The sequence below is a fragment of the Paenibacillus mesophilus genome (assembly GCF_005938385.1).
Classification (GTDB): domain Bacteria; phylum Bacillota; class Bacilli; order Paenibacillales; family NBRC-103111; genus Paenibacillus_AB; species Paenibacillus_AB mesophilus.
Map to the genome: position 1 here is coordinate 380,304 of NZ_VCRA01000005.1, position 22,517 is coordinate 402,820.

19 protein-coding genes are annotated in these 22,517 nt (G+C 55.4%); 2 read left to right on the forward strand and 17 right to left on the reverse strand.

Annotated elements, in window-relative coordinates; genetic code table 11:
• Positions 1 to 57: 57 nt before the first annotated feature.
• From FE783_RS11730 to FE783_RS11805, 16 genes are all read right to left on the reverse strand, one after another.
• A complete protein-coding gene (locus FE783_RS11730) occupies positions 58 to 816 on the reverse strand; it encodes an SDR family NAD(P)-dependent oxidoreductase (protein ID WP_138879532.1) in 759 nt (252 codons plus the stop codon).
• A complete protein-coding gene (locus tag FE783_RS11735) occupies positions 817 to 2,136 on the reverse strand; it encodes an aspartate aminotransferase family protein (protein WP_138879533.1) in 1,320 nt (439 codons plus the stop codon).
• 24 nt (positions 2,137 to 2,160) lie between these two features.
• Positions 2,161 to 3,645, reverse strand: a complete 1,485-nt coding sequence (locus tag FE783_RS11740) for a M81 family metallopeptidase (protein WP_138879534.1) — start codon at positions 3,643 to 3,645, stop codon at positions 2,161 to 2,163.
• A gap of 4 nt (positions 3,646 to 3,649) precedes the next feature.
• The gene (locus FE783_RS11745) at positions 3,650 to 4,963 is read right to left on the reverse strand and encodes a M20 family metallopeptidase (RefSeq protein WP_138879535.1); all 1,314 of its coding nucleotides are present in this window, start codon (positions 4,961 to 4,963) and stop codon (positions 3,650 to 3,652) included.
• The gene (locus FE783_RS11750) at positions 4,963 to 5,355 is read right to left on the reverse strand and encodes a RidA family protein (RefSeq protein ID WP_138879536.1); all 393 of its coding nucleotides are present in this window, start codon (positions 5,353 to 5,355) and stop codon (positions 4,963 to 4,965) included. Before FE783_RS11750 ends, FE783_RS11745 begins: the two co-directional genes overlap by 1 nt.
• A gap of 25 nt (positions 5,356 to 5,380) precedes the next feature.
• Positions 5,381 to 6,472 carry an alanine racemase gene (locus FE783_RS11755; RefSeq protein ID WP_138879537.1) on the reverse strand — a complete coding sequence of 364 codons (1,092 nt, stop codon included), beginning with the start codon at positions 6,470 to 6,472 and terminating at the stop codon, positions 5,381 to 5,383.
• Positions 6,473 to 6,711: 239 nt separating this feature from the next.
• Positions 6,712 to 7,599 (reverse strand): carbohydrate ABC transporter permease, encoded by an 888-nt coding sequence (locus FE783_RS11760; protein ID WP_138879538.1) that lies wholly within the window; start codon positions 7,597 to 7,599, stop codon positions 6,712 to 6,714.
• Positions 7,600 to 7,611: 12 nt separating this feature from the next.
• The gene (locus tag FE783_RS11765; protein ID WP_338015840.1) at positions 7,612 to 8,577 is read right to left on the reverse strand and encodes an ABC transporter permease; all 966 of its coding nucleotides are present in this window, start codon (positions 8,575 to 8,577) and stop codon (positions 7,612 to 7,614) included.
• Positions 8,578 to 8,747: 170 nt separating this feature from the next.
• Positions 8,748 to 10,445, reverse strand: coding sequence for a polysaccharide deacetylase family protein (locus FE783_RS11770; RefSeq protein WP_138879539.1), 1,698 nt, complete (start codon positions 10,443 to 10,445; stop codon positions 8,748 to 8,750).
• A gap of 229 nt (positions 10,446 to 10,674) precedes the next feature.
• Positions 10,675 to 10,857 (reverse strand): protein YhfH, encoded by a 183-nt coding sequence (gene yhfH / locus FE783_RS38815; RefSeq protein ID WP_338015841.1) that lies wholly within the window; start codon positions 10,855 to 10,857, stop codon positions 10,675 to 10,677.
• A 374-nt stretch (positions 10,858 to 11,231) separates the two neighbouring features.
• Complete coding sequence (locus FE783_RS11780; RefSeq protein ID WP_138879540.1) at positions 11,232 to 11,573, reverse strand: hypothetical protein; 342 nt, start codon at positions 11,571 to 11,573, stop codon at positions 11,232 to 11,234.
• Between the two features lie 90 nt (positions 11,574 to 11,663).
• Entirely contained in the window at positions 11,664 to 12,080 is a 417-nt protein-coding gene (locus tag FE783_RS11785) for a PaaI family thioesterase (RefSeq protein ID WP_138879541.1), read from the reverse strand.
• 57 nt (positions 12,081 to 12,137) lie between these two features.
• Positions 12,138 to 13,913: an acyl-CoA dehydrogenase family protein gene (locus tag FE783_RS11790; protein WP_138879542.1), complete on the reverse strand. Its 1,776-nt coding sequence runs from the start codon at positions 13,911 to 13,913 to the stop codon at positions 12,138 to 12,140.
• Positions 13,914 to 13,928: 15 nt separating this feature from the next.
• Positions 13,929 to 15,113 carry an acetyl-CoA C-acyltransferase gene (locus FE783_RS11795; RefSeq protein ID WP_138879543.1) on the reverse strand — a complete coding sequence of 395 codons (1,185 nt, stop codon included), beginning with the start codon at positions 15,111 to 15,113 and terminating at the stop codon, positions 13,929 to 13,931.
• A 13-nt stretch (positions 15,114 to 15,126) separates the two neighbouring features.
• Entirely contained in the window at positions 15,127 to 17,520 is a 2,394-nt protein-coding gene (locus tag FE783_RS11800; protein ID WP_138879544.1) for a 3-hydroxyacyl-CoA dehydrogenase/enoyl-CoA hydratase family protein, read from the reverse strand.
• Positions 17,517 to 19,706 (reverse strand): heterodisulfide reductase-related iron-sulfur binding cluster, encoded by a 2,190-nt coding sequence (locus FE783_RS11805; protein WP_238402996.1) that lies wholly within the window; start codon positions 19,704 to 19,706, stop codon positions 17,517 to 17,519. Before FE783_RS11805 ends, FE783_RS11800 begins: the two co-directional genes overlap by 4 nt.
• Positions 19,707 to 19,924: 218 nt before the next feature.
• Here FE783_RS11805 and FE783_RS11810 point away from each other — a divergent pair, with 218 nt between their 5' ends.
• Both FE783_RS11810 and FE783_RS11815 read left to right on the forward strand, forming a co-directional pair.
• On the forward strand, positions 19,925 to 20,695 hold the full coding sequence (locus FE783_RS11810) for an electron transfer flavoprotein subunit beta/FixA family protein (RefSeq protein WP_138879545.1): 771 nt from the start codon (positions 19,925 to 19,927) through the stop codon (positions 20,693 to 20,695).
• Positions 20,696 to 20,825: 130 nt separating this feature from the next.
• A complete protein-coding gene (locus tag FE783_RS11815; RefSeq protein ID WP_138879546.1) occupies positions 20,826 to 21,821 on the forward strand; it encodes an electron transfer flavoprotein subunit alpha/FixB family protein in 996 nt (331 codons plus the stop codon).
• On the opposite strand, the gene FE783_RS11820 is transcribed toward FE783_RS11815, so the two are convergent.
• Positions 21,796 to 22,446: a GDSL-type esterase/lipase family protein gene (locus FE783_RS11820; RefSeq protein ID WP_138879547.1), complete on the reverse strand. Its 651-nt coding sequence runs from the start codon at positions 22,444 to 22,446 to the stop codon at positions 21,796 to 21,798. The genes FE783_RS11815 and FE783_RS11820 overlap by 26 nt on opposite strands.
• Between the last annotated feature and the right edge of the window lie 71 nt (positions 22,447 to 22,517).

The window sequence follows — 22,517 nt, forward strand, 5'->3', positions numbered from 1 at the left end:
GGCTGGGCGGTATGTTCCCGAAACGGAACGCAGCCTTCCTTGCACAATGATGCGCGTTTACGACAGTTTGATCAATTGTCCGCCGTCGACGACCATGGAAGTACCGGTCACATAGGACGATTCATCCGAAGCGAGGAACAGAGCGGCGGACGCGATCTCTTCCGGTTGTCCGATTCGCTTCATCGGTACCGTGCGCAAATAATCGGCGATCGCCGGAGGATTGTCGATCAGCGGCTTCGTCAGCCGTGTCTCGATAAAGCCCGGGCAAAGCGCGTTTACACGAATGCCGTGTACGGCAAGCTCCAGCGCCATGGACATGGACAGGTTGATCATGCCGCCCTTTGTCGTATTGTAATGAACCTGATCGGCTTCCGCCTGGATGCCGTTTACGCTCGACATTTGGATAATCGAGCCCCCGTTCCCCAGCCTCACCATCTCACGGGCCGTACGTTGGCTGACGAGGAACGCACCCTTCAGGTTAATGTTCATATGGCGGTCCCATTGATCCTCGGTAATGTCGAGAAACGAGGAGACTTCGCAAATTCCGGCGTTGTTGACTACAATATCGATCCGGCCCCATTGCTCCACGATGCTGTCGATCATGCGATCGACATGCGATTTGTCGGACACGTCGGTTTCGAAGGCAAGCGCCTCTCCGCCCTGCTCCCGGATCAATGCGACCGTCTCGTCCAGAGCCGCTTTCCCTCTGCCGCACAGCGCCACTTTCGCCCCTTCTCGTGCAAAACGGACCACGACCGCTTGACCGATTCCGTGAGAACCGCCTGTTACAAGCGCTACTTTGCCGGAGAGCCTCATTTAATTCCCCTCCGTCAGCCGAACGAACACGCGGTCGATCGCTTGAAGCGTCGTCTCGATATGCTCCGCCTCATGGACGGTCGAAATATACCACAGCCCGTTCGGGCGCACAAGCACGCCTTCATCCAGCATCAGCTCGGCGAATTTGGCATATTTGGCCGAATTGCGCTTTTGGAACGTATCGAAATGGGCTACTTCATCTTCGTCGATGAACATGAAATGGAATACCGGGCCGATTTGATTGACGACGCCGCGATGGCCGTGCTTCTCGAACAAGGAGCGGATCCCTTCCGCCAGCTTGATCGCATTACCCTCCATTTTACCATAAACCGCTCCATCGTTTTCAGTCAGCAGCTCCAGTACGGCGAGACCTGCGGAAGTTGCGACTCCGTTGCCGTTCAGCGTCCCGAGATGGCTTACCTGCTCCGAATCGATCAGCTCGAACAGTTCCTTGCGTCCGCCGACTGCGCTGACCGCGATACCGCCGCCAAGCGCCTTCCCGACCGTTACGAGATCCGGGTTAATGCCGAAACGTCCGTGCGCGCCGCCGGGGCTTAACCGGAAGCCGGTTATCACTTCATCCATAATGAATACGATATTCAACTCGCGGGTCAGCTCGCGAATTTTCTCCAAATAGCCGGGCAGCGGCATAATGCAGCCGGAGTTGCACATAACCGGCTCGGAAATGACGACGGCGATTTCGTGCGCATGTGCGCGAAGCGTCGCCTCAAGCGTCTCGGGCTCGTTCCATGGGAGCAGGATGATGTCCTGCAGACTCAGCTCGCTTTGTCCTTTCGTCCCGGGCGGCACACTGTCGGCAGCGGCGGATGTTGCTTTCTGCATCATATCCGGACTAGGGAACGATGTAAAGATCGAATCGGACCAGCCGTGATAATGTCCGTGGAAGCGGACGACTTTGCGTTTGCCCGTGTAGGCGCGAGACAGCCGAAGTGCAAGCATGACCGCTTCCGTGCCGGACCCGCTCAGTACGACCTTGTCGGCGCACGGCAATACTTCCGTCAGACGGCGCGCCAGCTCGATCTCTCCATCGTGCTGCAGACCGTACGTAATCCCTTTGGCCATCGCCTTGCTCACCTTCTCGTTAAAGCCCGGATGAGCATGACCCAAAATAAGCGGCCCATAGGCCAACTGGTAATCGATATATTCGTTGCCGTCAACGTCTCTCACGGTAACGCCCGAAGCCGATTCGACATAAAGCGGCGTCGGTTTCATCGAGCCGCGAAGCGTGCTTGCGACTCCTCCTGCCAATACTTGCTTCGCTTCCGCCAGCTTGGCGCGGGATTTCTCGAAAGTTCTCATCTTCATTCTCCTCTCCGGTTGGCCTTACTCAATCGAATCGAGCGGATAAATCGGTCTCTTCACCGCTTTGTAGTGAAACCGGTGCATATTGGCCGTACAGCATCCTGGGGTATCTACCTCGATGATCAGCTTCGCGACATCGCCGAAAGCGGTTCTCCAGGCGATGGCCGCCTTGACTACGATCATATGGAATTGTTCGGGAATGAGACCGACAAATTTGACATGTCCCGGATCCCAAGGCGCAACCCGTTCTTCCGTCAAAATAACCGTTACGTTGCCGCATTCGATTACGGCGGTCAGCCCCATCTTGGCGTATTGACCGGTCATATAGGCACCTATATGGCGGTAATTTCCGTCAAAAAGCGTACGAATTTTTCCTTCTACCGGGACCGGTTCTCCGTGCAGATTATCGCTCTTGCCGCCGATCGCGAAGCGCAACACCTCCCCGATTCCGAGCTTGGCCGCCATACGGACCGCCTCCGGATCGCGGATGACGATCAAGCTTTTCTTCGGGGCGGCAAGCAGATGCGGTAAAATATGCGTCGCATCGGCTGGAGAGCCTCCTCCGACGTTGTCGGAGCTCTCGATCAAAATAACCGGGCCTTCCGGATGACGAACCGCCGTCGCGACCGCTTCCGCCGGCTCGAGCTGCCGTACGGCGAACCTTTCCCGGCGCTCCCATGTGGCCGCGCGAAGCTGTTCGCAGCAGCGTTCGGCGAGAGCCGGGTCATTATCTACTGTCACAACGAACGTCATGCCCGCATCCTCGACATCGCTATACGGAAAGCCTCCCGCGACGGATATATTGAGTACACCCGGCCGCTTCTCCAGCTCGAACGCGAGGTCCATTATTTCCTTCATAACCCCGGATGCGGTCAGCATCGCTTGAGGAGCTACGAGCATCCGCGTGTGGACAAGCCGTTGGACCGGCTTGATATGGCCGTTCAGTTGGCTGTTCAGCAAGTGAACCGCCTCGACCGCCCTGTCGTATGTATCGACATGCGGGTACGTATCGTAGGCGACGATAATATTAGACAGATCGACCATTTCCGGGCTGATATTGCCGTGCAGATCGAGTGTGACGGCCACCGGCAAATTCGGACCGAGCTTCGCCCGCAGTCTGCGTAAAATGTCTCCTTCGGCGTCGGGATACGAGACGGCTACCATTGCGCCATGCAAGATGACGACAAGCCCGTCGATATCCGAATCGGCGGAATCGGCAATTCCGTCGGCAATTGCGTTGAAAGCTTCGTCCGTCACCATCCCGCTTGGAGTCGCTTGGGTGTAGAAGCCGGGACGCAGCTCCAAACCGAGCTCGTTCGCCGCATCGATCACGCCGCCCATAGACGTCTTGGTTCCGGTATACCGTTCGAGAAAAGCATCCGTTCCGACGATCCATTCGTTTTTGAAAGCCTCGAGACCCGTCAATCCCGGAGCGAACGTATTCGTCTCGTGGATCACTCCGACTACCCCGATTTTTTTCGGACGGTTCGTTACCGCTTGTTCCATCGATTCATTCCCCTTCCGCTCCGCACCAATCGACCATGATCTCGGCATACCAGCGGATTAATGTATAATAGCTGTCCAAATCCATGTTTTCATCGGCGGCGTGCGCGTTCGCGCCGGACGGTCCGAGCACGAGCGCAGGCGTCGGGCTGTGCAGGTTGAACATAAACCCGTCGCAGGCGAATGGAGAACCTTGATCGGGAGCCGGCTTTTGCCCCAGCGCAATCGTTCCCGCACTATGTACGTTTGCCAGGAAACGGTCGGTCTGTTCGCCTTCCGGCATCACGCTGCCTGACAAATACCGGATCAGCGGAGTGATGCGAGGCCTGCATTTGCCGAGAATCGGGAAGTTCGGCAGCTCGCTCTCATAGAAATCGTCGAGCATGGCGAGTATTTGTTCGGCCGTCATGCCCGGATATCCTTCGATCCAGAAGTTCAGCTTGCCGTCGGCCGGCAGCTTCTCCTGCAGCTCTCGCTTCGTGTCGCCGGACAGGATGGACAGGACTACCACATCAATCCCGCGGTCCGTATGGCTCCAGAGCGGATGCGGCTTCACGAGCTCGTTCAGGCGTACTTTGAATTTTTGCAGCAGAGTCGCGAACGCCACCGTGGCATCCAACGCGCTGATCAACTCTTCTCCATTGAAGCCGATGCCGCTCTTGCCGGAAAACTCCGCCTTCCAAATGCCGCCGCCCAAATGCCCGGGATAAGGAACGAGATTGGTCGGTTCGGGAATAATCGCCATATCCGGGTTCACGCCCATTAGCCTGCCGGCGAGCGTCCCGTTCGCACCGCCATGCTCTTCATCGACGACGCTTTCGATATATACATTACCTGCCAACCGTATACCCGATTGCTGCAAACATCTGACGGCTTCGAGCGCGGCTGCCATTCCGCCTTTCATGTCGTAGGAACCGCGGCCAAACAGTTTGCCGTCCCGGATCGTTCCCGTAAAAGGTCCGTCCTGCCATGGCTCGACGCCCTCATAAACCGTATCGGCATGACCAGAGAATACGAGCGAGCGGCCTTGGCCAGATCCCGGGAACAAGCCGTGCACATTGGGGCGGCCGGCATAGTTGCGGGTGTTCATATAAGCCGGGTGCTCCTTCAGTCCCGGGACGGTGTCCAGCTCGTACATCGTCACTTCGGCACCGAGCGATCGGAGCTGATCGGCAAAAAACGACTGGTAAGCGGCTTCATTTCCATTTGGCGGATGGTTCACGCTCGGTATGCGGACCAGCTCCGAGGCCAAGGCGGCCGATTCCGCCTTATGTCCTTCGATCCATTGCGCGATGCGCGCCGATATCGCGTTTCTGTCCATCAGCCTTCTCCTCTGCGGGTCGGAGCGTACGCGATCACGTCGATCTCGATCAAGTAGTTGCCGAGACCGCTCTGAACGGTCGTTCTGGTCGGGTAAGGCTTGCTGAACAAGTTTTCGTATACTTTATTATAGGCCGGGATGTCGGTCAGGTTGGTCACATGCGTGTTAACTTTAATGACATGATCAAGCGTCAAGCCTGCCGCCTTCAAAATCGTCTCGAGATTGCGCACGCACTGCTCGGTTTGCGCTTCGATCGTATCACCTGCGACGATGCGCGTCTCCGGGTCGACGCCGACTTGTCCGGATACGTACACGAAATCGCCCGCGCGAAGCGCATGGGAGAATGGAAGCGGAAACTGTGGAGCGTTAGGTGCTTTAATTTCGATAGACATGGTTAACATCCTCTCATTAGTAAGATTAACGGATTTGTCCTCTTGTATCGACAGGGAGCCACTTCTCGAAACGTCCGTTGCGTACTCCGGTCAGCCGGTCCTGAAGATTCGTCACGACGCAGCAATGGTTGGGTACGATTCTGATTTGCTGGCCGATCTCGAACGTATTGCTGTCAGCAACTTTTACGATGCCGTGCTCTTCACTGAGTCGTTCGATCACTGCTCCGGAATGGCCCAAAATGATGCCATAGCCGGGATGGTATTTGCTTACGTCGCTGCTGAGCGTCTTGGAGCCGGCGTCTATAATGATCGTGCCCGGTCTCGGACGGCCAACGACAGTCGCTACGATCGTCATCGCAAGCTGCTCTTGGCCGATCAGCCCCATTGCCCACTGCCCTCCATCACCGAATACGTAAGCCCCCGGACGCATTTCCGTCACGCCGAGACCGGCGATGTCGGCGACAAATTTCGATGTAGGTGTCGAACCGACGCTAATTTCTTGGATGGAAATTCCCGATTCCTCGAGCTTCCGATTCGTCATCAGCAGGCTTTCGGCTTCCTGCTTGGCAATTTCCCTGACCGCATCGCTGTTGTTGAAGCCGTATGCGTGGCCGGAATGCGTCATCAATCCGGTTACCCGAATATGCGGAAGCTCGGATATCCGTTTCACCAGCTCCGCCGTTTCTTCTCCCGGTTCCTTGCCGCAACGGTTCAATCCCGTATTCACATCGATATACAGCGGTATTTCCCGATTCAAGCTTCTGCCGAACGACGACCATTGGCGCGCCACTTCGAGATCGTCCGTGCTGAGCGTAATCTTCGCTTTCTCCATCAGCTTCCCGAGCCGTTCCAGCTTCGGCGCTCCAATAACGGGAAACGCGATCAATATATCGTCAATACCCGCTTCCGCCATTACTTCCGCTTCGCCGAGCTTCGCCACGGTAATGCCGGACGCCCCGTACCGGAGCTGTTCCTTGGCGATCCAGACGCTTTTGTGCGTCTTCGTGTGCGGTCGCAGCTTCACTCCCGCTCTGGCTGCGGCATTCGCCGTTTCCCGTAAATTCCGGTCCAAGACGTCCAAATCGATCTGGACGGATGGAGTATCCCACTGCTCCATGGCTTCGATCCACTCCCCGAATGGTTTCCCGCGTTTCCCGGACTCGCGCGAGCCGCTAAACGCTTTTCGCGATCATCGTAACACAGGCCAACTTTCACATCAAGAAAAACTTTTTCTAAATAGAAAAAAAGACCCGCTGCGAAACGGATCGTTTCACAACAGGTCTTCCCTTTACGATGTTCGTCGGCGAAACGGAAAAAAGGAGCGGCTGCTCCTTCCTCCGGACATGCTTGCAGCGGTCACCCTTTGATGGAGCCGAGCAGCATCCCTTTAACAAAATATTTTTGCAAAAACGGATAAACGATCAAAATCGGTATGATCGCGACGACGACCGTCGCCATCTTGATCGTCTCGGGCGGCAGCGTCTGCAAATCGCTGGCATTGACATTGAGCTCCGAGCTGACGCTCGGCGAAACGATCATATTTCGCAGTACGACTTGTATCGGCATCAAGTCCTTATCGGTCAAGTACATAATACCGCCGAAGTACGCGTTCCAGTGGCCTACACCGTAGAACAAGCCGAGCGTCGCCATAATCGGCATCGAGAGCGGCAGCACGATCCGGAACAGCGTCTGCATATCGCTGCAGCCGTCCACCTTGGCCGCTTCCTCGATCTCGCCGGGCAAGTTCTCGAAATATGTTTTCATGATCAGCAAGTTAAACGATGACACGAGGCCCGGAATGATCAGCGCCCATATCGAGTTCAGCAGCCCCGTCGCCTTGACGACGATATACAGCGGGATCAAGCCTCCGGAGAACAGCATCGTAAAGACGATGCCCATAAGCACGATATTGCGTCCCGGCAAAAACCGTTTGGAGAGCGGATACGCCAAAAATGTCGTAATCAGCAGGTTGCAGAACGTACCTATTACCGTGACCCTGATCGTCACCCATAACGCGTTCGGGATCCGGTTGCTGCTGAAAATGTATTTGTACGCATCCATTGTGATATCGTTCGGCCATATGACGAATCCGCCGTTACGCAGCACTTCCGCGATTGGCGTGATGGACATGACAATGACGTAGTATAAAGGGAACAATGTGGCAAAACCGAACAATGTCATGGACAAGTAAATGAAAAAGTCGATAACATAATCGGATTTGGTCCTTTTGAGTATGAATGACATCGATGCGACCTCCTACCAGATCCCGGACCCGCCGAGTTTTTTCGAAACCTTGTTCGCAGCTACGACCAGCAAAAATCCGATGACCGATTTGAAGAAACCGACCGCGGAGGCGACGCTGAAATCCAAGCTTTCGATCCCTCGCCGGAAAACCCAAGTATCGATAATGTCCCCGACCTCATACACACGTGCGTTCAAGAAAATGTAAACTTGCTCGAAGCCTGCGTCCAAAATATGACCGATACGCAAAATGAGCAGCAGGATAAATACTTCTCGGATGCCCGGCAGCGTAATGTGCCACATTTGTCTCCATCGCCCGGCCCCGTCAACAACCGCAGCCTCGTACAGCTCGTTGTTGATCGTCGCAAGCGCCGCCAAGTAAATAATGGCGCCGTAGCCGGTGCTCTTCCAAATGTCTGTCAGAATGAGGATCGGACGGAACCAGTCTTTGTCGGTGAGCAGGTTGAGCGTTTCTCCCGTATTATCCCGCCACCAAGTGCTGATCAAGCCCGCGTCAGGTGCCAGGAACGAGAAAACGAGACCGTACACGATAATCCAGGAAAGGAAGTACGGACCGTAAGTAACCGTTTGAATGATGCGCTTGAACCATTGAAGCCGGATCTCGTTCAATATGAGCGCGAGCAGAACGTCGGGAATCATATTGAAAAGGATCCTGTACATGCTGATCAGTAGCGTATTGCGAATCAAGTCTGGAAAATCCGGCGAAGTGAATACGGTGCGGAAATTGTCGAAACCTACCCAATCACTGCCGAAAATCCCTTTACTCAGGCTGTATTTCTGGAACGCGATCATCAAGCCGCCCATCGGAATGTAATGATAAATGATGTAGTACAGCACGCCTGGCAGCATCATCAAGTAAAAATACTTGTAGCGGACAAGCGCTCTTCCGAGCAATTGGAACCTTTGCTTGATGCCGGTTGATTCGTCTACGCTCCCTTTCGCAACATGATCTGTCTTCACTCTTGCACTCCTCCTGTTTTGATGCGTTCCATGTCGAAACGGTAAAGCGTTTACAAGACTACCCCATACCTCCATCATATTCGTAATGATTTCCGAATACAAGGCTTGCATGACGCAAATTATGTCTTTAAAAGGTCTTTATTACGCAATCGTTAACGAACGCATCGAATTCAAATACGCAATGTCTTTCTGTAGCAGGCGATCCCGAACACCTCTACCGTCTCGGAACCGAAATCGCTTGTGCCGCTTGAAACTACGGGTGTATACACGACGATGTCATATGAGGATGAAGGACCTTCCAAACGAATATTTCCATCTTCGGCAACACCTGCTTTCAACGTTCTGCGATATCGCTCCCAGTCGTTCACTTTTTTTCCTGTCCAAAATTCGAAACCGAGTTGACGCGCTTCGGCCACCAATTTCCGGATCGAATTCCGCACGGCTTCCCAGTTGTGAATGTGAACCTGGTGATATAGAAAATGAGCTACGCCGCGCACTCTTTTCACTTGCTCGAGAAACGGACGTATTACGCTATTGTCGGATAATGTCGAAAGTTCCAAATCCTGTGTAAGGAAGCTCGTTTCGAGAACGTCATACATCCGGTTCCCGTCACCTGCCCAAGCGATCGGAAAGTACGGGTGGCACGTGCCGAAAAGCATACCGACGTTCCCCTTCTTGCTCGGACCCCGCGTCTGATCGGCCGCGATTCCATTTCGCTCGCACCACTCGAACAGCTCGCCCCATCCTTCGAAGCGGGTATAGTGGTTTTTGTTCGAGGTAACCGACTCTAAGTCGGCTGCATCCTTCAGCCATTGCAGCTGCCGGGCGAACTCCTCTTCCGACCAAATTCCTTTTTGGCTTTCCAGACCGTTGTAATGGAAGGCAAGCTCGTGGCCGGCAGCTTTAACCTTTTCATAAATAGGCTTTCCATAACCGGGTTCCAGCATGCACCAAGTCGTGTTCAGTCCGACTTCGGCCAGCAGCTCAAGCGTAGCTTCCGCGTATGCGTCCTTATTCTGGTCGCTGTCATGCGACACCATCAGCACATGGGATACTCCGTCCGGATAATAGCCGATGAACGGCAGCGTTTTGCCATTTGCAACGATCGCCTCAAGCAGCGTGCCGATAAAGGCTTCCCGCCACAGGTCCGCGTAAGGATAAGCGAAATAAGGCATGCCGGTTTCCGTAATTTTGCGGTCGAGTTCCCAGTCGACGGCGGCCTGATCGTCGGCCTTCAAGATGTTGTCGTTCAACGCCCCCGTTCCGTCGGGAGCCGGAGCACCGTCTTCCAATACCGGTCCTTTTCCTTGCTGAAGCATAACGATCGTGCTCCAAATATCGACAGTCCAACGATACAAGCGTCCGTCCCCGACAGAAAACACTTGAAGCGCAGGGCCTTCCTTAGTCCCGTCCGGACGATCGCGAGCGATCGAGCCTTTCTCTTCCAATGGAGCGACAGCACTATCCTGGTAAAGCCGCCATGGAGTCGCCCCCAAAAAACGCAATGGCGTATTCTCATCGCCGGAACGGTTCAACTCGGCGTAGCCGACCTGGATATCCTCCGCTTTTGCATAGCCGAGCTTTGCTCCGAGCTTATTTAACCCCGCGCAATTGATTACGATGCCGCCTCGTTCCATGAATGCGGTCAATTGCTTGGCTGTCCGGTCGTCTTCGGCATATGCCGCCGCAATAATGACATCGCATCCGCTAGTACCTATATCGTCGGCATCGTGCAGCTCTTCGTAGCTTATTCCCGCATGAGCAAGCACTTCCCCGGCATACAGTCCAAACGCATTCAACCCGTATGATTGGCGTAATAATGCGGCTTTCCGGTCACGCAATACGGCAATCTTCGCTAAACTCGTCATCCAAATCCTCTCCTCTTCGATTTCACCGCGCGCTTCGGACCCTATTTCCAAACCGCACAAAGCGAATCTGTATTATACATGTATGCAAAGAAGAACAACTCCGATGGTACCACATTGCTTAAAGATCGGCAATGCAGAAGTTTTGGGAGAGAGGTCGGAAAAACGAAAACAGCGGAAGAGTAGTCCGCTCTTCCACTGCCGGGTTGACCGCTAAATGAAGTTAGTTGAATCAGGGCTGGTACTTCGGATCGGGCTTGAATGTGAGCGGGTATACGGATTTCCCGCTGCATTCATCGCAGACGTGCGTGTAGCATTCGGATTGCTCCTCCATTACGGAACCGCATTTGGAGCATTGTTTCTTGGGGAGCGAATCGAAAAATTGGTTGACCGGGTGCAACATTCGGAATTCCACACCTTTCGCCTCAATTTGTACTATTACAGATTATTATTTGTATCATTATTATATAACACAATTGAATGGTTTGCGAGCTGTTTTTTTATTGTACGTCACCTTTTTTAAAAGCTGGAATGAAAATCTGTAGTAGTCTGTATCGGTAATTGCTCGGTTTACGTACAAAAGAAAGCGCAGTTACATTCCGCCATACCTGTTGAACATGGCGGAAAACTAGGAAATCTATCTGCACAAATGCACGTGAGCCGCAAAAAACACCGGACAACTCAACCATTTCTAGATGCACTTATGCGCGTACATCCGAGTGCGAGTATCCAAGCAACAAAAAATCGTACCGGAACGGTACGATTGGGTTGATCATTTTGGTATACAGCCTATTCGAAAGCTTGACGCTTCATCCGATCCAATTCAAGCTTAAATATGGACTGTTCGCGAACCGAATACTCGATATCTTGTCTCAAATGTTCCACTCGGCCACCGGTCGCTTTAATTTCCTCCAGCAGCTTCTCGTCCGCCGAGATGTTTTCGGCTTGGTAGGAGTCGAGTTTGGAGCTAAGATCCGACATTTGTTTCTCCAGTCGGTCAAAACGGCTTTCGGTCGAGGATTTAAAGTCATACATTTCACTCTTAAACCCTGTTATTTCCGTCTTGAACTCTTTCAATTCGGATTTAATCGATCGCAACTCTGCCAATATAAGATTTAATGTTTCTTCCACCGCGATACACCTACCCTCACTATGGAATGATTGTACCATAGCAGGCGCCGCGAAGGAATAACACAATTGTTAAATTATGGTATTTAATTCTTAATTATCCGTCAATATCCGAAACGATCCGCTCCCCCATGAGCCTAGTATTCCTTGGTCGTCTTCGATTTTACCGTATACGGTTATCATCTTGCGCGACTGATGGATCAGCTCCGCCGTCACCGTTACCTTCCCCTTTTTCAAGGACGACAAGTAGTGTACGTTCAGGTTCGTCGTTACGACCTTGTCGCCGGGTCTTGCAACCATCGCGGTAATTCCCATCGCGTTGTCCAGCAAAGAGGCATGAACGCCGCCATGCAATATGCCGATTCCATTCAGATGACGTTCCTCCACCTCAAGCGTTACAATCGTTTTGCCAAGCTCCGCATGTTCCAATACGCAGCCCAGCTGTTCCCAAAACGTTCCTTTGGCCGCTTCCTCCAGCTTGCGAACGATCTGTTCCAGGTTGCCGTCCAAGAGTCGAATACCTCCAATGCTTATTCACCATCGCGAGCGGACCCAAGCCCTTTCCAATCAAAAGACGACATAACGCTCCGCATCTTTTACTTTCTCGGCTATTTGCCGCTTCAGTCGGATCGTATCCGGCGGAGTATGACGGGTCCATTTGCGGAGCACCGACAGCTGCAGCGACAACAGGTCGCCCGACGCCATTGCCGCAATCGACTGTTTGGCCGCGAGCTCGATACGGGCGAACGCCTCGTACGTATAAACGGATGCCATGGCGGAAGCCAGCTCTCCGCGCGACTCTCCGGACTTTGCCGTAATTTTCTCCGCCCGCAGCAGCGCGCTTTCCATAGCGTATATGCCGATCATCATATCGGCCAGCCGCGACAGCACCTCCTGCTGCTCTTCCAGCTCGAGACCGTACGTTTGGACAGCCTGCCCTCCGACCAGCAAAAAGATTTGCTTTGCGGTGGCGAGCAGCCGTTTCTCCTGGGCGAATCGTTCGTCGGAATCGCCCCGCTCCGCAGGCTCCAGCATCTTTTCCTGTACGCTTTGCGCATGCTCCATAAGCGGAAGCTCGCCCTTCATCGCTTTCTTCAGCAGCGTTCCGGGGATGAGCAGCCGATTGATTTCATTCGTCCCTTCGAAAATCCGGTTGATCCGGGAATCGCGATAAATGCGCTCGATTTTATATTCCTGGATAAAGCCGTAACCGCCGTGAATTTGGACGCCTTCGTCGGCTACGTAATCGAGCGCTTCCGTACCGAACACTTTATTGATCGAACATTCCAGCGCGTATTCCGCTATTCCTTTCGCCGATTGTACGCCGGCCTGTTCGCTCCCGTGATCGATATTTCGCAAAACGTTGTCGATCAGTCCACCTGTCCGGTACACCATGCTTTCGAGAACGAACGTCGCAATATTCATGTCGGCAAGCTTCTCGCCGATAAGCGGAAACGAAGCAATCGGTTTGCCGAACTGGCTTCGCTGCTTGGCGTAAGCCGCGCTTAGCGATATCGCCTCCTTGGCCCCTCCGACGCAGCCCGCGCCGAGCTTGAACCGACCGATGTTCAAAATGTTGAAGGCGATCACATGCCCTTTCCCCGGCTCGCCCAACAAATTGTCGGCGGGAACCCGGACTTGATCCAGGATGAGCGGACATGTAGAGGAACCTTTAATGCCCATTTTCTTTTCTTCCGGTCCGATGCTCACCCCTTCCATCGTCCGCTCCACGATAAAGGCCGAGAAATGCTTGCCGTCGATTTTCGCATAAACGATGAACAGATCGGCGAACCCCGCATTCGTAATAAATTGCTTCGCTCCGTTCAAAACATAATGAGTCCTGTCATCGGACAGCTTAGCCGTCGTCTTCGCGCCTAGCGCGTCTGAGCCCGAGGAAGGTTCGGTCAAGCAATATGCGGCGATTTTCGATCCGTCCGCCAAGTCGGGCAAATATTTGCGTTTCTGCTCCGGCGTGCCGAAGAAGACGATCGGCAGCGTGCCGATTCCGACATGGGCGCCGACCGACAAGGCGAACGAAGACCCTTTGGCCAGCTTCTCGCTGATCAGCGTCGAGCTGATTTTATCCAGCCCGAGCCCTCCGTACCTTTCCGGAACGTCGACTCCAAGCAGGCCGAGCTCCCCCGCCTTGCGGATCAACTGCACCGTAAGCTCGTAATCCAGCTTCTCCAGCTCCCCATCGTGAGGAAGCACCTCGTGCTCGATAAAATGCTCCGCCGCTTCCGCAATAAGCGTCTGCTCCTCCGTCAAATCCTCCGGTGTCGTAACGCTCTCCCAGGAAGCCGATTCGATAACGAAGCTGCCGCCCTTCACAATCGCCGCCATTCCATCCGCCTCCCTTCAATCGGCATAAACTTCGAACACTGCTGCGGCACCCATACCGCCTCCGATGCACATCGATACGATTCCGTGTCCGCCGCCCCGGCGTCCGAGCTCCCGAATGAGCGTAGCCGTCAGCTTCGCTCCCGTGCAGCCGAGCGGATGTCCCAGCGCGATCGCTCCGCCGTTCACGTTCACCTTCGCTTCGTCCAGCTCGAGCGCCCGTATGACTTGAATGCACTGCGATGCAAAAGCCTCATTGATTTCGAATAAGGCGATGTCCTCTTTGCTCAAGCCCGCCATACGCAGAGCTTTCGGGATCGCCTCGACGGGACCTATACCCATCACTTCCGGCTCAACCCCCGCGACGGCGAATGCGCGGAATGCCGCGAGCGGCTTCAACCCGAGCCGCTCCGCTTCGGTGCGGCTCATAACGGCAACTGCGGCGGCACCGTCGCTGACAGGCGAGGCGTTGCCGGCCGTCACCGTGCCTCCGGCCGAGAAGGCGGGTTTCAGCTTGGACAGAGCTTCCAGCGTCGTATCGGCTCTGACGCACTCGTCGGTATCGAACTCGATCGGTTTGCTCCATGCTCCTTTATCCGGATCGTATCCGTGTATAGATGTGCGGACCGGAACGATTTCATCGGCAAATTTGCCGGACGACTGCGCCTCGGCCGCTTTCCGATGACTCCCAAGCGCGAACCGATCCTGCTCCTCGCGCGTTATGCCGTACCGTGCCGCCACTTTCTCCGCCGTATGTCCCATGCTCATATAAGCTTCCGGCCTTTGCTCGAAAATGTCCGGATGAGGCGATAGCTTGAAGCCCGTCATCGGGACGTGGCTCATACTCTCGACCCCTCCCGCGATAACGGTATCGGCATATCCCAACATAATGCGCTCCGCTGCAAACGCAATCGCCTGCAGGCCGGAGGAGCAGAACCGGTTGACGGTTACCGCCGGAACGGATACCGGGAAACCGGCATACAGCGCCATAGCCCGTGCGAAGTTGAGTCCTTGCTCCCCTTCGGGCATAGCGCAGCCGATAATGATGTCGTCGACTTGTTCCTTGGTCAAGCCCGGAGCCCGGTCAACGGCTGCCTGCAGCACCGTCTTCCCCAAATCCTCCGCCCGGACTTGCGCGAGCGCGCCTTTGCGGCCCCTGCCGACAGCGGTGCGGACGGCCGAAACGATGACCGCCTCTTCCATACGGATCACCTCCTTAATTTCGCAGCGGTTTCCCGGTTGCCAGCATATGCTGCATTCTCGCCCTCGTCTTCGGCTCGCCGCATAAGCTGAGAAACGCTTCGCGCTCCAGGTCGAGCAAATATTGCTCCGATACGAGCGTTCCGGCGGGAACGTCGCCTCCGGACAACACGTGGGCCAGCTTGGAGGCGATTTTATAGTCGTGCGGCGAAATGTATCCTCCTTCCAGCATCGTGCGCGCTCCAAGCTGCATGACCACTTTTGCGTTACGGCCTGCGACTTTGACCGGCTTCCCGCCGTGTGCGATGATACCGTTGCGTTCCAGCTCGACAACGGCAAGTCTCGCTTCGAACAGATGCAGCTCCCGATTCATGACCATACGGTCCGAACTCCTCATCAGGCCCAGCCTGACGGCTTCAGGCGCGCTGCCCGACACTTTCGCCATCCCGATCGTTTCGAACGCCCGGTTCAACGCTGGCTGCAGATCGCCGTCCGGATCTTCAACCGAATCGGCGGCACGGGATGCCATTTCCTTGGAGCCCCCGCCTGCTGGGATTAACCCCACTCCGGCTTCGACCAGCCCGTAATACGTCTCGGCGTACGCGCACACCATGTCCGCCGCCATACATACTTCCACTCCGCCGCCTAACGTCATCCGGTGCGGGGCCGCTACAACGGGCTTCTCCAGCCATTTCAGCTCGAGCATCGCATTTTGGAACATCCGGATAATCCGGTCGACTTCATCCCACTCTTCCTCCTGGGCTTCCATGAGCAGCAGCATCAGGTTGGCGCCGACGCAGAAGTTGCGTCCTTCGTTCGCGATGACAAGGCCTCTGTAGTTGCGGCGAACCTCCTCCGCGCTTTTGCGTATCATCGTTAATATGTCGGCGGCGATCGCATTGTTCGGTGAATGGAATTCGAGGCAGGCCACCTCTTCGCCGATATCGATCAAACTGGCCCCGCTGTTCGATACAATCGTTCGGCCCGCCGCTTTCAACGCTTTGAGCGAAATATGGTCGGGGGGCACCGCCTGTTCGATAAAACGCCCATGGTGAACATGAAACGTAGTGGAATCCTGGCGCTTATAGAACGATTCGTTGCCCGACGCGATCCACTCGCGGACCCATTCCGGCAGTACGTGTCCTTCGGCTTCCATCCTTGCCGCGGAGTTCGCCAGCCCGATGGCGTCCCATATCTCGAATGGCCCGAGCTCCCAATTGAAGCCGAGCCGCATCGCCTTGTCTACATCGGCAACCGTATCCGCGATTTCGAATGCTTTATTCGCCGCGTATAAAAGTACGGGCTTGAGCACCCTCCATGCCATTTCGGAATATTTGTCTTCTCCGGATAGGAGCGCTCTGCACTTTCCGGCTGCCCCTTTGGCCGATCTAGCTGCATCCAGCGATGCCGATTTGACGGTACCCGAGGCTGCATAGTCCATCGTCCCGATATTTAAAGCCAAAATACGGCTGCCTTGATCCGTTTTGATTTTTTTGTAAAACCCTTGCCCGCTCTTCTCGCCGAGCCAGCCGCGCCGCACCATGTCCGTCAACATCCCGGGAACCGCGAAAGCTTCCTTTTCCTCGGGATCTTCCACATGCTCGAAAACGTTGTTCGCCACATGAACGAACGTATCGAGTCCGACAAGATCCAGAGTACGGAACGTGGCGCTTTTCGGCCTCCCAAGCGCGGGTCCGGTAACCGCATCGATATCTTCCACCGTATACCCATGCTCCTCCATCAGCTTCAGGGTGACGAGCAGTCCGTAGGTGCCGATCCGGTTCGCTATGAAGTTCGGCGTATCTTTGGCGACTACGACCCCTTTCCCGAGTCGGCGTTCCAGCACATGTCGCATACCCGAGACGACGGAGGAACTCGTGAACAGGCCCGGTATCAGCTCCACGAGAGGCATATAGCGGGGAGGATTGAAAAAATGCGTTCCGAGAAAGGATTCCTTCATCGGAGCACCGATCGCTTCCGCCATGGCCGCGATCGAAATGCCGGACGTATTGGAGCTTACGACCGTACCGGGAGACCATACGGCTGCAATGCGGGTCAGCAGCTCCTTCTTCCAATCGAGCCGCTCGGTGATCGCTTCGATGATCCAATCGGCTTCCCCGAGCCGCGCGAAATCATCCTCTACATTTCCGGGAATAATCCGCTCGGCATACCTATCGTCGTAAAATGGAGCCGGGTTCGTTTTCTTCAGCCTGATCAAAGCATCGGACGCGAGCCGGTTCCGGACATCCGGCTGGTCGAGGCTTTTCCCGGCCGCTTCTTCCTGCGGCGTCAATCGGTCCGGCACTCTGTCCAGCAATCGGACTCGAATGCCGGCGTTCGCCAGAAGCGCGGCTATTCCGGCCCCCATGACTCCGGAACCGATCACTGCCGCCGTTCGGATCGTTTTCATCGAGCAGCTCCCTCCTTCACATCGGCCGCGTGCGGTCCGAACACTGACGCCGCGAGCAGCTCCGCTACGTCTTTGGCAGATATCCGGTCATCGCTCCCGAGCATCTTCGTCCCGTCCTCCATCATCGTCAGACAATACGGGCAGGCGCTCGCGATTACGGTCGGTGCCGTCGCCATCGCTTGCTCCACTCGGGCCACGTTGATTCTTTTTCCCGCTGATTCCTCCAGCCACATCAGGCCGCCTCCCGCTCCGCAGCACATCGCATTGGCGCCGGACCGTTCCATCTCCGCTAGCGCCAGTTCCGGTATCGCTTGGAGAATCGCCCGCGGAGCATCATAGCCTCCGTTGTACCGGCCCAAATAGCATGAATCGTGGTACGTGGCCTTCTCCCGGACCGGATAAGCCGGCACGAGCTTCCGCTCCCGCAGCAGCTCCGCCAGCAGCTCGGTATGGTGAACGACTTCCGCTTTCAGTCCGAATTCGGGATATTCGTTTTTGAGCGTATTGTACGTATGCGGACAAGCGGTTACGATTTTGCGGACATTGTATTTGCGGAACAGCGCTATATTCTCGTCGCAGCACTCGCGAAACAGCAGCTCATTGCCCATTCGCCGCGGCGTGTCGCCTGAATTTTTCTCCTCCGTGCCGAGAATGGCGAAGCGGACGCCGGCGTGTGCCATCAGCTTGACGGTCGCGATCGTTACCTTTCGGGTTCTGATATCGTAGGAGCCCATAGACCCAACGAAAAACAAATAGTCAAAATCCGGCTGCTCGCGTACGGTCGGCACCCATACCCCCTCAAGATCGTCCAGCCATTTCGCGCGGTCGCTCCGGCTGATCCCCCAAGGATTACCTTGCCGTTCGATGTTCTGCAGCGCGCGCTGGCCGTCGGCCGGCACATTCCCTTCGGTCAATACCAAATACCGGCGCATGTCGATAATTTTATCAACGTGCTCGTTGCCGACCGGACATTGATCCTCGCAGTTACGGCAGGTCGTACAAGCCCACAGCTCCTCCGGGGTCATCACATCGCCGATTAGATTCGTTTCCTCCGTAATCCCAGCCTCATCGTTCCCATCCGCGCGGACCCAGCTGTCCTTCTGCCGTTTCATCGTAGGACCGATGTCGGTGATGCCCTCCCCTTGCCATGAAGAACGGGAATGCTCGTCATCCGGCCGGAAAACGGATACCGCCTTTCCAGCTCCTGGGAATGCGAATGCGGGCACCCACGGCGTTTTGGACGTAACGGCCGCACCTTTCTCGGTCAAATGATCGCGCAGCTTGACGATCAGATGCATCGGCGACAGCAGCTTGCCGGTTCCGGCCGCCGGGCAAACGTTCGTGCACCGTCCACATTCGACGCAGGCGTACAGATCAAGGAGCTGCTTTCGCGTAAATTGCTCGACCTCGCCCACTCCGAACGATTCCGCGTCCTCATCCTCCAGATCGAGCGTGCGGAGCTTTCCGGGAGGACCGCTGCGCGCCAGGGCCAAATTAACGGGAGCGGTCAGAAGGTGAAAATGTTTGGATTGCGGCACATATACGAGGAACGCGAGCAATATAAGCAGGTGCGCCCACCAAGCGGCATAATATAACGCTTCCCCCGCTGCAATGCCAACAAACCCTTCCATAGCCCGGGCCATCGCCGATCCGATCGGCGACAATGCGGAAAACGGCTCTTCCTTCCAAATGCGCTCGAATGCGGATACGAACAGCACCGAGATCATTAATCCACCGATAAAAAACAAAACGATGCTTGGCTTCCAATCCCGCTTCAATCTACGCAGCTTCTCGACATACCGGCGAAAACCGGCATACAAGACGGCCAGTAATACGACCGTTACGGCGATTTCCTGCGATAAAACGAACCATTCGTAAGCCGGCACCGGAATCCGGATTCCGAACAACCCTTTCAGCACAATGTCCAGCGCACCCAACTGAAGCACGATGAAGCCGTAGAAAATCGCCAAATGCATAATGCCGCTCCTCCGGTCCTTGAGCAGCTTCTTATGCCCGAACAGCTGCCCGGACCATTCGCGCAGACGATGACGGTCGAACCCCGCCGGTCGTTCGCTTTGTCCGAGCATGACATACGCGGCACGATGGCTGACCGCTTTCCAGAACCAGAACGCGCCGCAGCCAACCGCACATAGAAACAGAACGATATGGACGATTTTCCAGCTCAAAGCCGCCCGCTCCTTTCCGCCTCAAGCTCCGCCCGCCGGATAATCCGGCGAGTCGCGTCATATACATCTATACAGCCGTAACCGCAGCAAGCTTATTCGTGTTACTTGCATTGTATTAACGATAAGGGTGGTCCCATGACAAAAATGCTCGTCAGGAACATGCCGCAGATATGACTAAGACCATCCAACACGCTGATTCTTGAAAGGAGTAAGCGCCTATGAATATGTTCGTATTGATGAAGCAAACGTTCGATACGGAGGAAAAAATAAGAATTCACGACGGGAAAATCGACGAGGAAGGCGCGAAGCTGGTTATCAATCCATATGACGAATACGCCGTGGAGGAAGCGCTCAGGCTTCGGGAACGACACGGCGGCCAGGTGACGGCCGTAACCGTCGGTACGGAGCGGAGCTCGGAGGCACTGCGCACCGCCCTGGCGATGGGGGCGGACGAAGCGGTTTTGATCGAGGAGCCGGCTCAAGCGGACGAAGGCGTACTCGCCAAATTGTTGGCGGCTTATTTGAAAGGCAAACCGTTCGACGTCTTGCTCGGAGGCCACTTCTCCGTCGACCGCGGCTCCGGTCAAGTCGCGCTCCGAATCGCCCAGCTGCTCGACATCCCACATGTTGGAGCCGTTACGCGGCTGACGGTCGATCCGGCAGGCGGAACGGCAGTCGCGGTCCGGGATGCGGAAGGGGACGAGGTGACCGTCGAAGCGTCTCTTCCCGCTTGTTTCACAGCTCAGCAAGGGCTGAACGAACCCCGCTATCCTACGCTGCCGGGTATTATGAAGGCCAAGAAAAAGCCGTTCTCCCGCATCAGTTCGGCCGGTCTTGGCTTGTCCGACGCACAGCTGGCACCGGATACGGAAGCGATCTCTTTATCTCCCCCGCCGCCGCGGCAAGCCGGGCGTCTTATCGATGGAGACGCCGCCGCCAAAGCCCGGGAGCTTGTTCGCGCGCTTCGCGAAGAAGCCAAACTTATTTAGGAACTTTAGCGGGATTACCGCCCTGACTGACGACCGGGCGTTGTGGACCGGCATGTCCCGGCCGTCAAAGCGCAGGTACGTTATTCCGTTAAAGTTATTTAACCCCATTAATCATTGAAGGAGGCAACCGATGAACCGATACATACTGGTCATAACCGAACAGCGCGATGGAATGTTACGTCAAGTATCGTTGGAAGCGATCGCGGCGGCAAGATTGCTCGCCGGTGATGCAGGAACCGTCGCCGCTTTCTTATCCGGCACCGACAATGAGCAGCACGCCGCGAGACTTCTTGCTTCGGGAGCGGACCGTATACTATCCGCCGAATCGGAACAAGCGATCAGGACGGATTCTGAAACCGTATTCCAAACCGTTTCCGCCGTTATTGCGCGGGAGCAGCCTGCTGCCGTCGTACTGGGCCATACCGCTTTCGGCAAAGATATCGCTCCGAGACTGGCCGTGAAGATGGATACGGGACAAATTTCCGATGTAATCGCCATTGAGCCTTATGGAGATTCATTCGCGTTCACCCGCCCGATTTACGCCGGCAAAGCGTTCGAGAAACGGCTGTTCCGCCGGGAGACTTGGGTCATTACGATCCGCCCGAACAATTTCCAGCCGTTTGCCGGCGATGCCGCCGCCATCCGGACGCTCGATTCCTCCGTCATGCAATCCATACCGCATGAACAGCCCGATTTACGCTCTATCGTGAAAGATGTCGTCAAGAGGGCGGCGGGAAAGACCGACTTGTCCGAAGCTAAGATCATCGTCTCCGGCGGTCGCGGAGTCCGTAGCGCGGACGGCTTCAAGCCGCTTGCCGAGCTGGCCGAAGCGTTAGGAGGCGCGGTAGGAGCTTCGCGCGGAGCATGCGATGCCGGTTATTGCGATTATTCGATGCAAATCGGCCAAACAGGCAAAGTCGTGACACCGGAGCTGTATATCGCCTGCGGCATCAGCGGCGCCATTCAGCATTTGGCCGGCATGAGCGGCTCGCGGGTCATCGTAGCGATCAACAAAGACCCGGAGGCCCCTATTTTCAAAATCGCGGATTACGGATTGGTAGGGGATTTGTTCGAGATCGTGCCGTTATTGACTGAGGAAATCAAACGTCTGCCGCCGGTTCAATAGGATCGAATCCCGCCGAATGGACGCGCTCCGCGATGACGCGGTACCCTTCGGCGTTCGGGTGGAACCGGTCGTCGGATAAATAATCGTCTTCCTTGCCCAGAAAATCGTCGTACACATTGACGATCTGAATGCATCCGGATTGGAACGAACGCAGATGCTCATTGAATTTGTTCACCCAAAAGACGGCTTCCTCGAACTCGGGGAGCGGATTGTACAGACCGAGCACTCTGACGGCGTACATGCCGCTCCCGGACTTCAGCCGTTGTATCTCATCGAGAATATGTCCCATATTGCGTTGATATTGCCTCAGTGCGGACATCAGCAGGCGGTGGTCATGGTTGAAATAAAACTTTTTCGCCGCTTGGATCAAATCGTTGCCGCCCGCTGTAAGCGTTATTACGGCGGACCGTTCGGCAGCCTCCCGCACCTTTCCGTCCTTGCGGATCACTTGCAGGATTTGCTCGGTTGTCGCCCCGCTCCTCCCAGCATTGCTCACTTTCACGGTCATGCCCAAGCTGGTCTCGGTCAGCCTTATATATTGCTGCACAAAGCTGTTTTCCGGCGGAGCTCCTTTGCCCGCAGTCAATGAATCGCCAAGCGCCAAATATACGAGTTCCCGCTTCATGAAACCAACCTCCGCTCATCGTTGTTCCTATACCATATTCAACAGGCTTCCGATTGGGCCCAAATCGATGC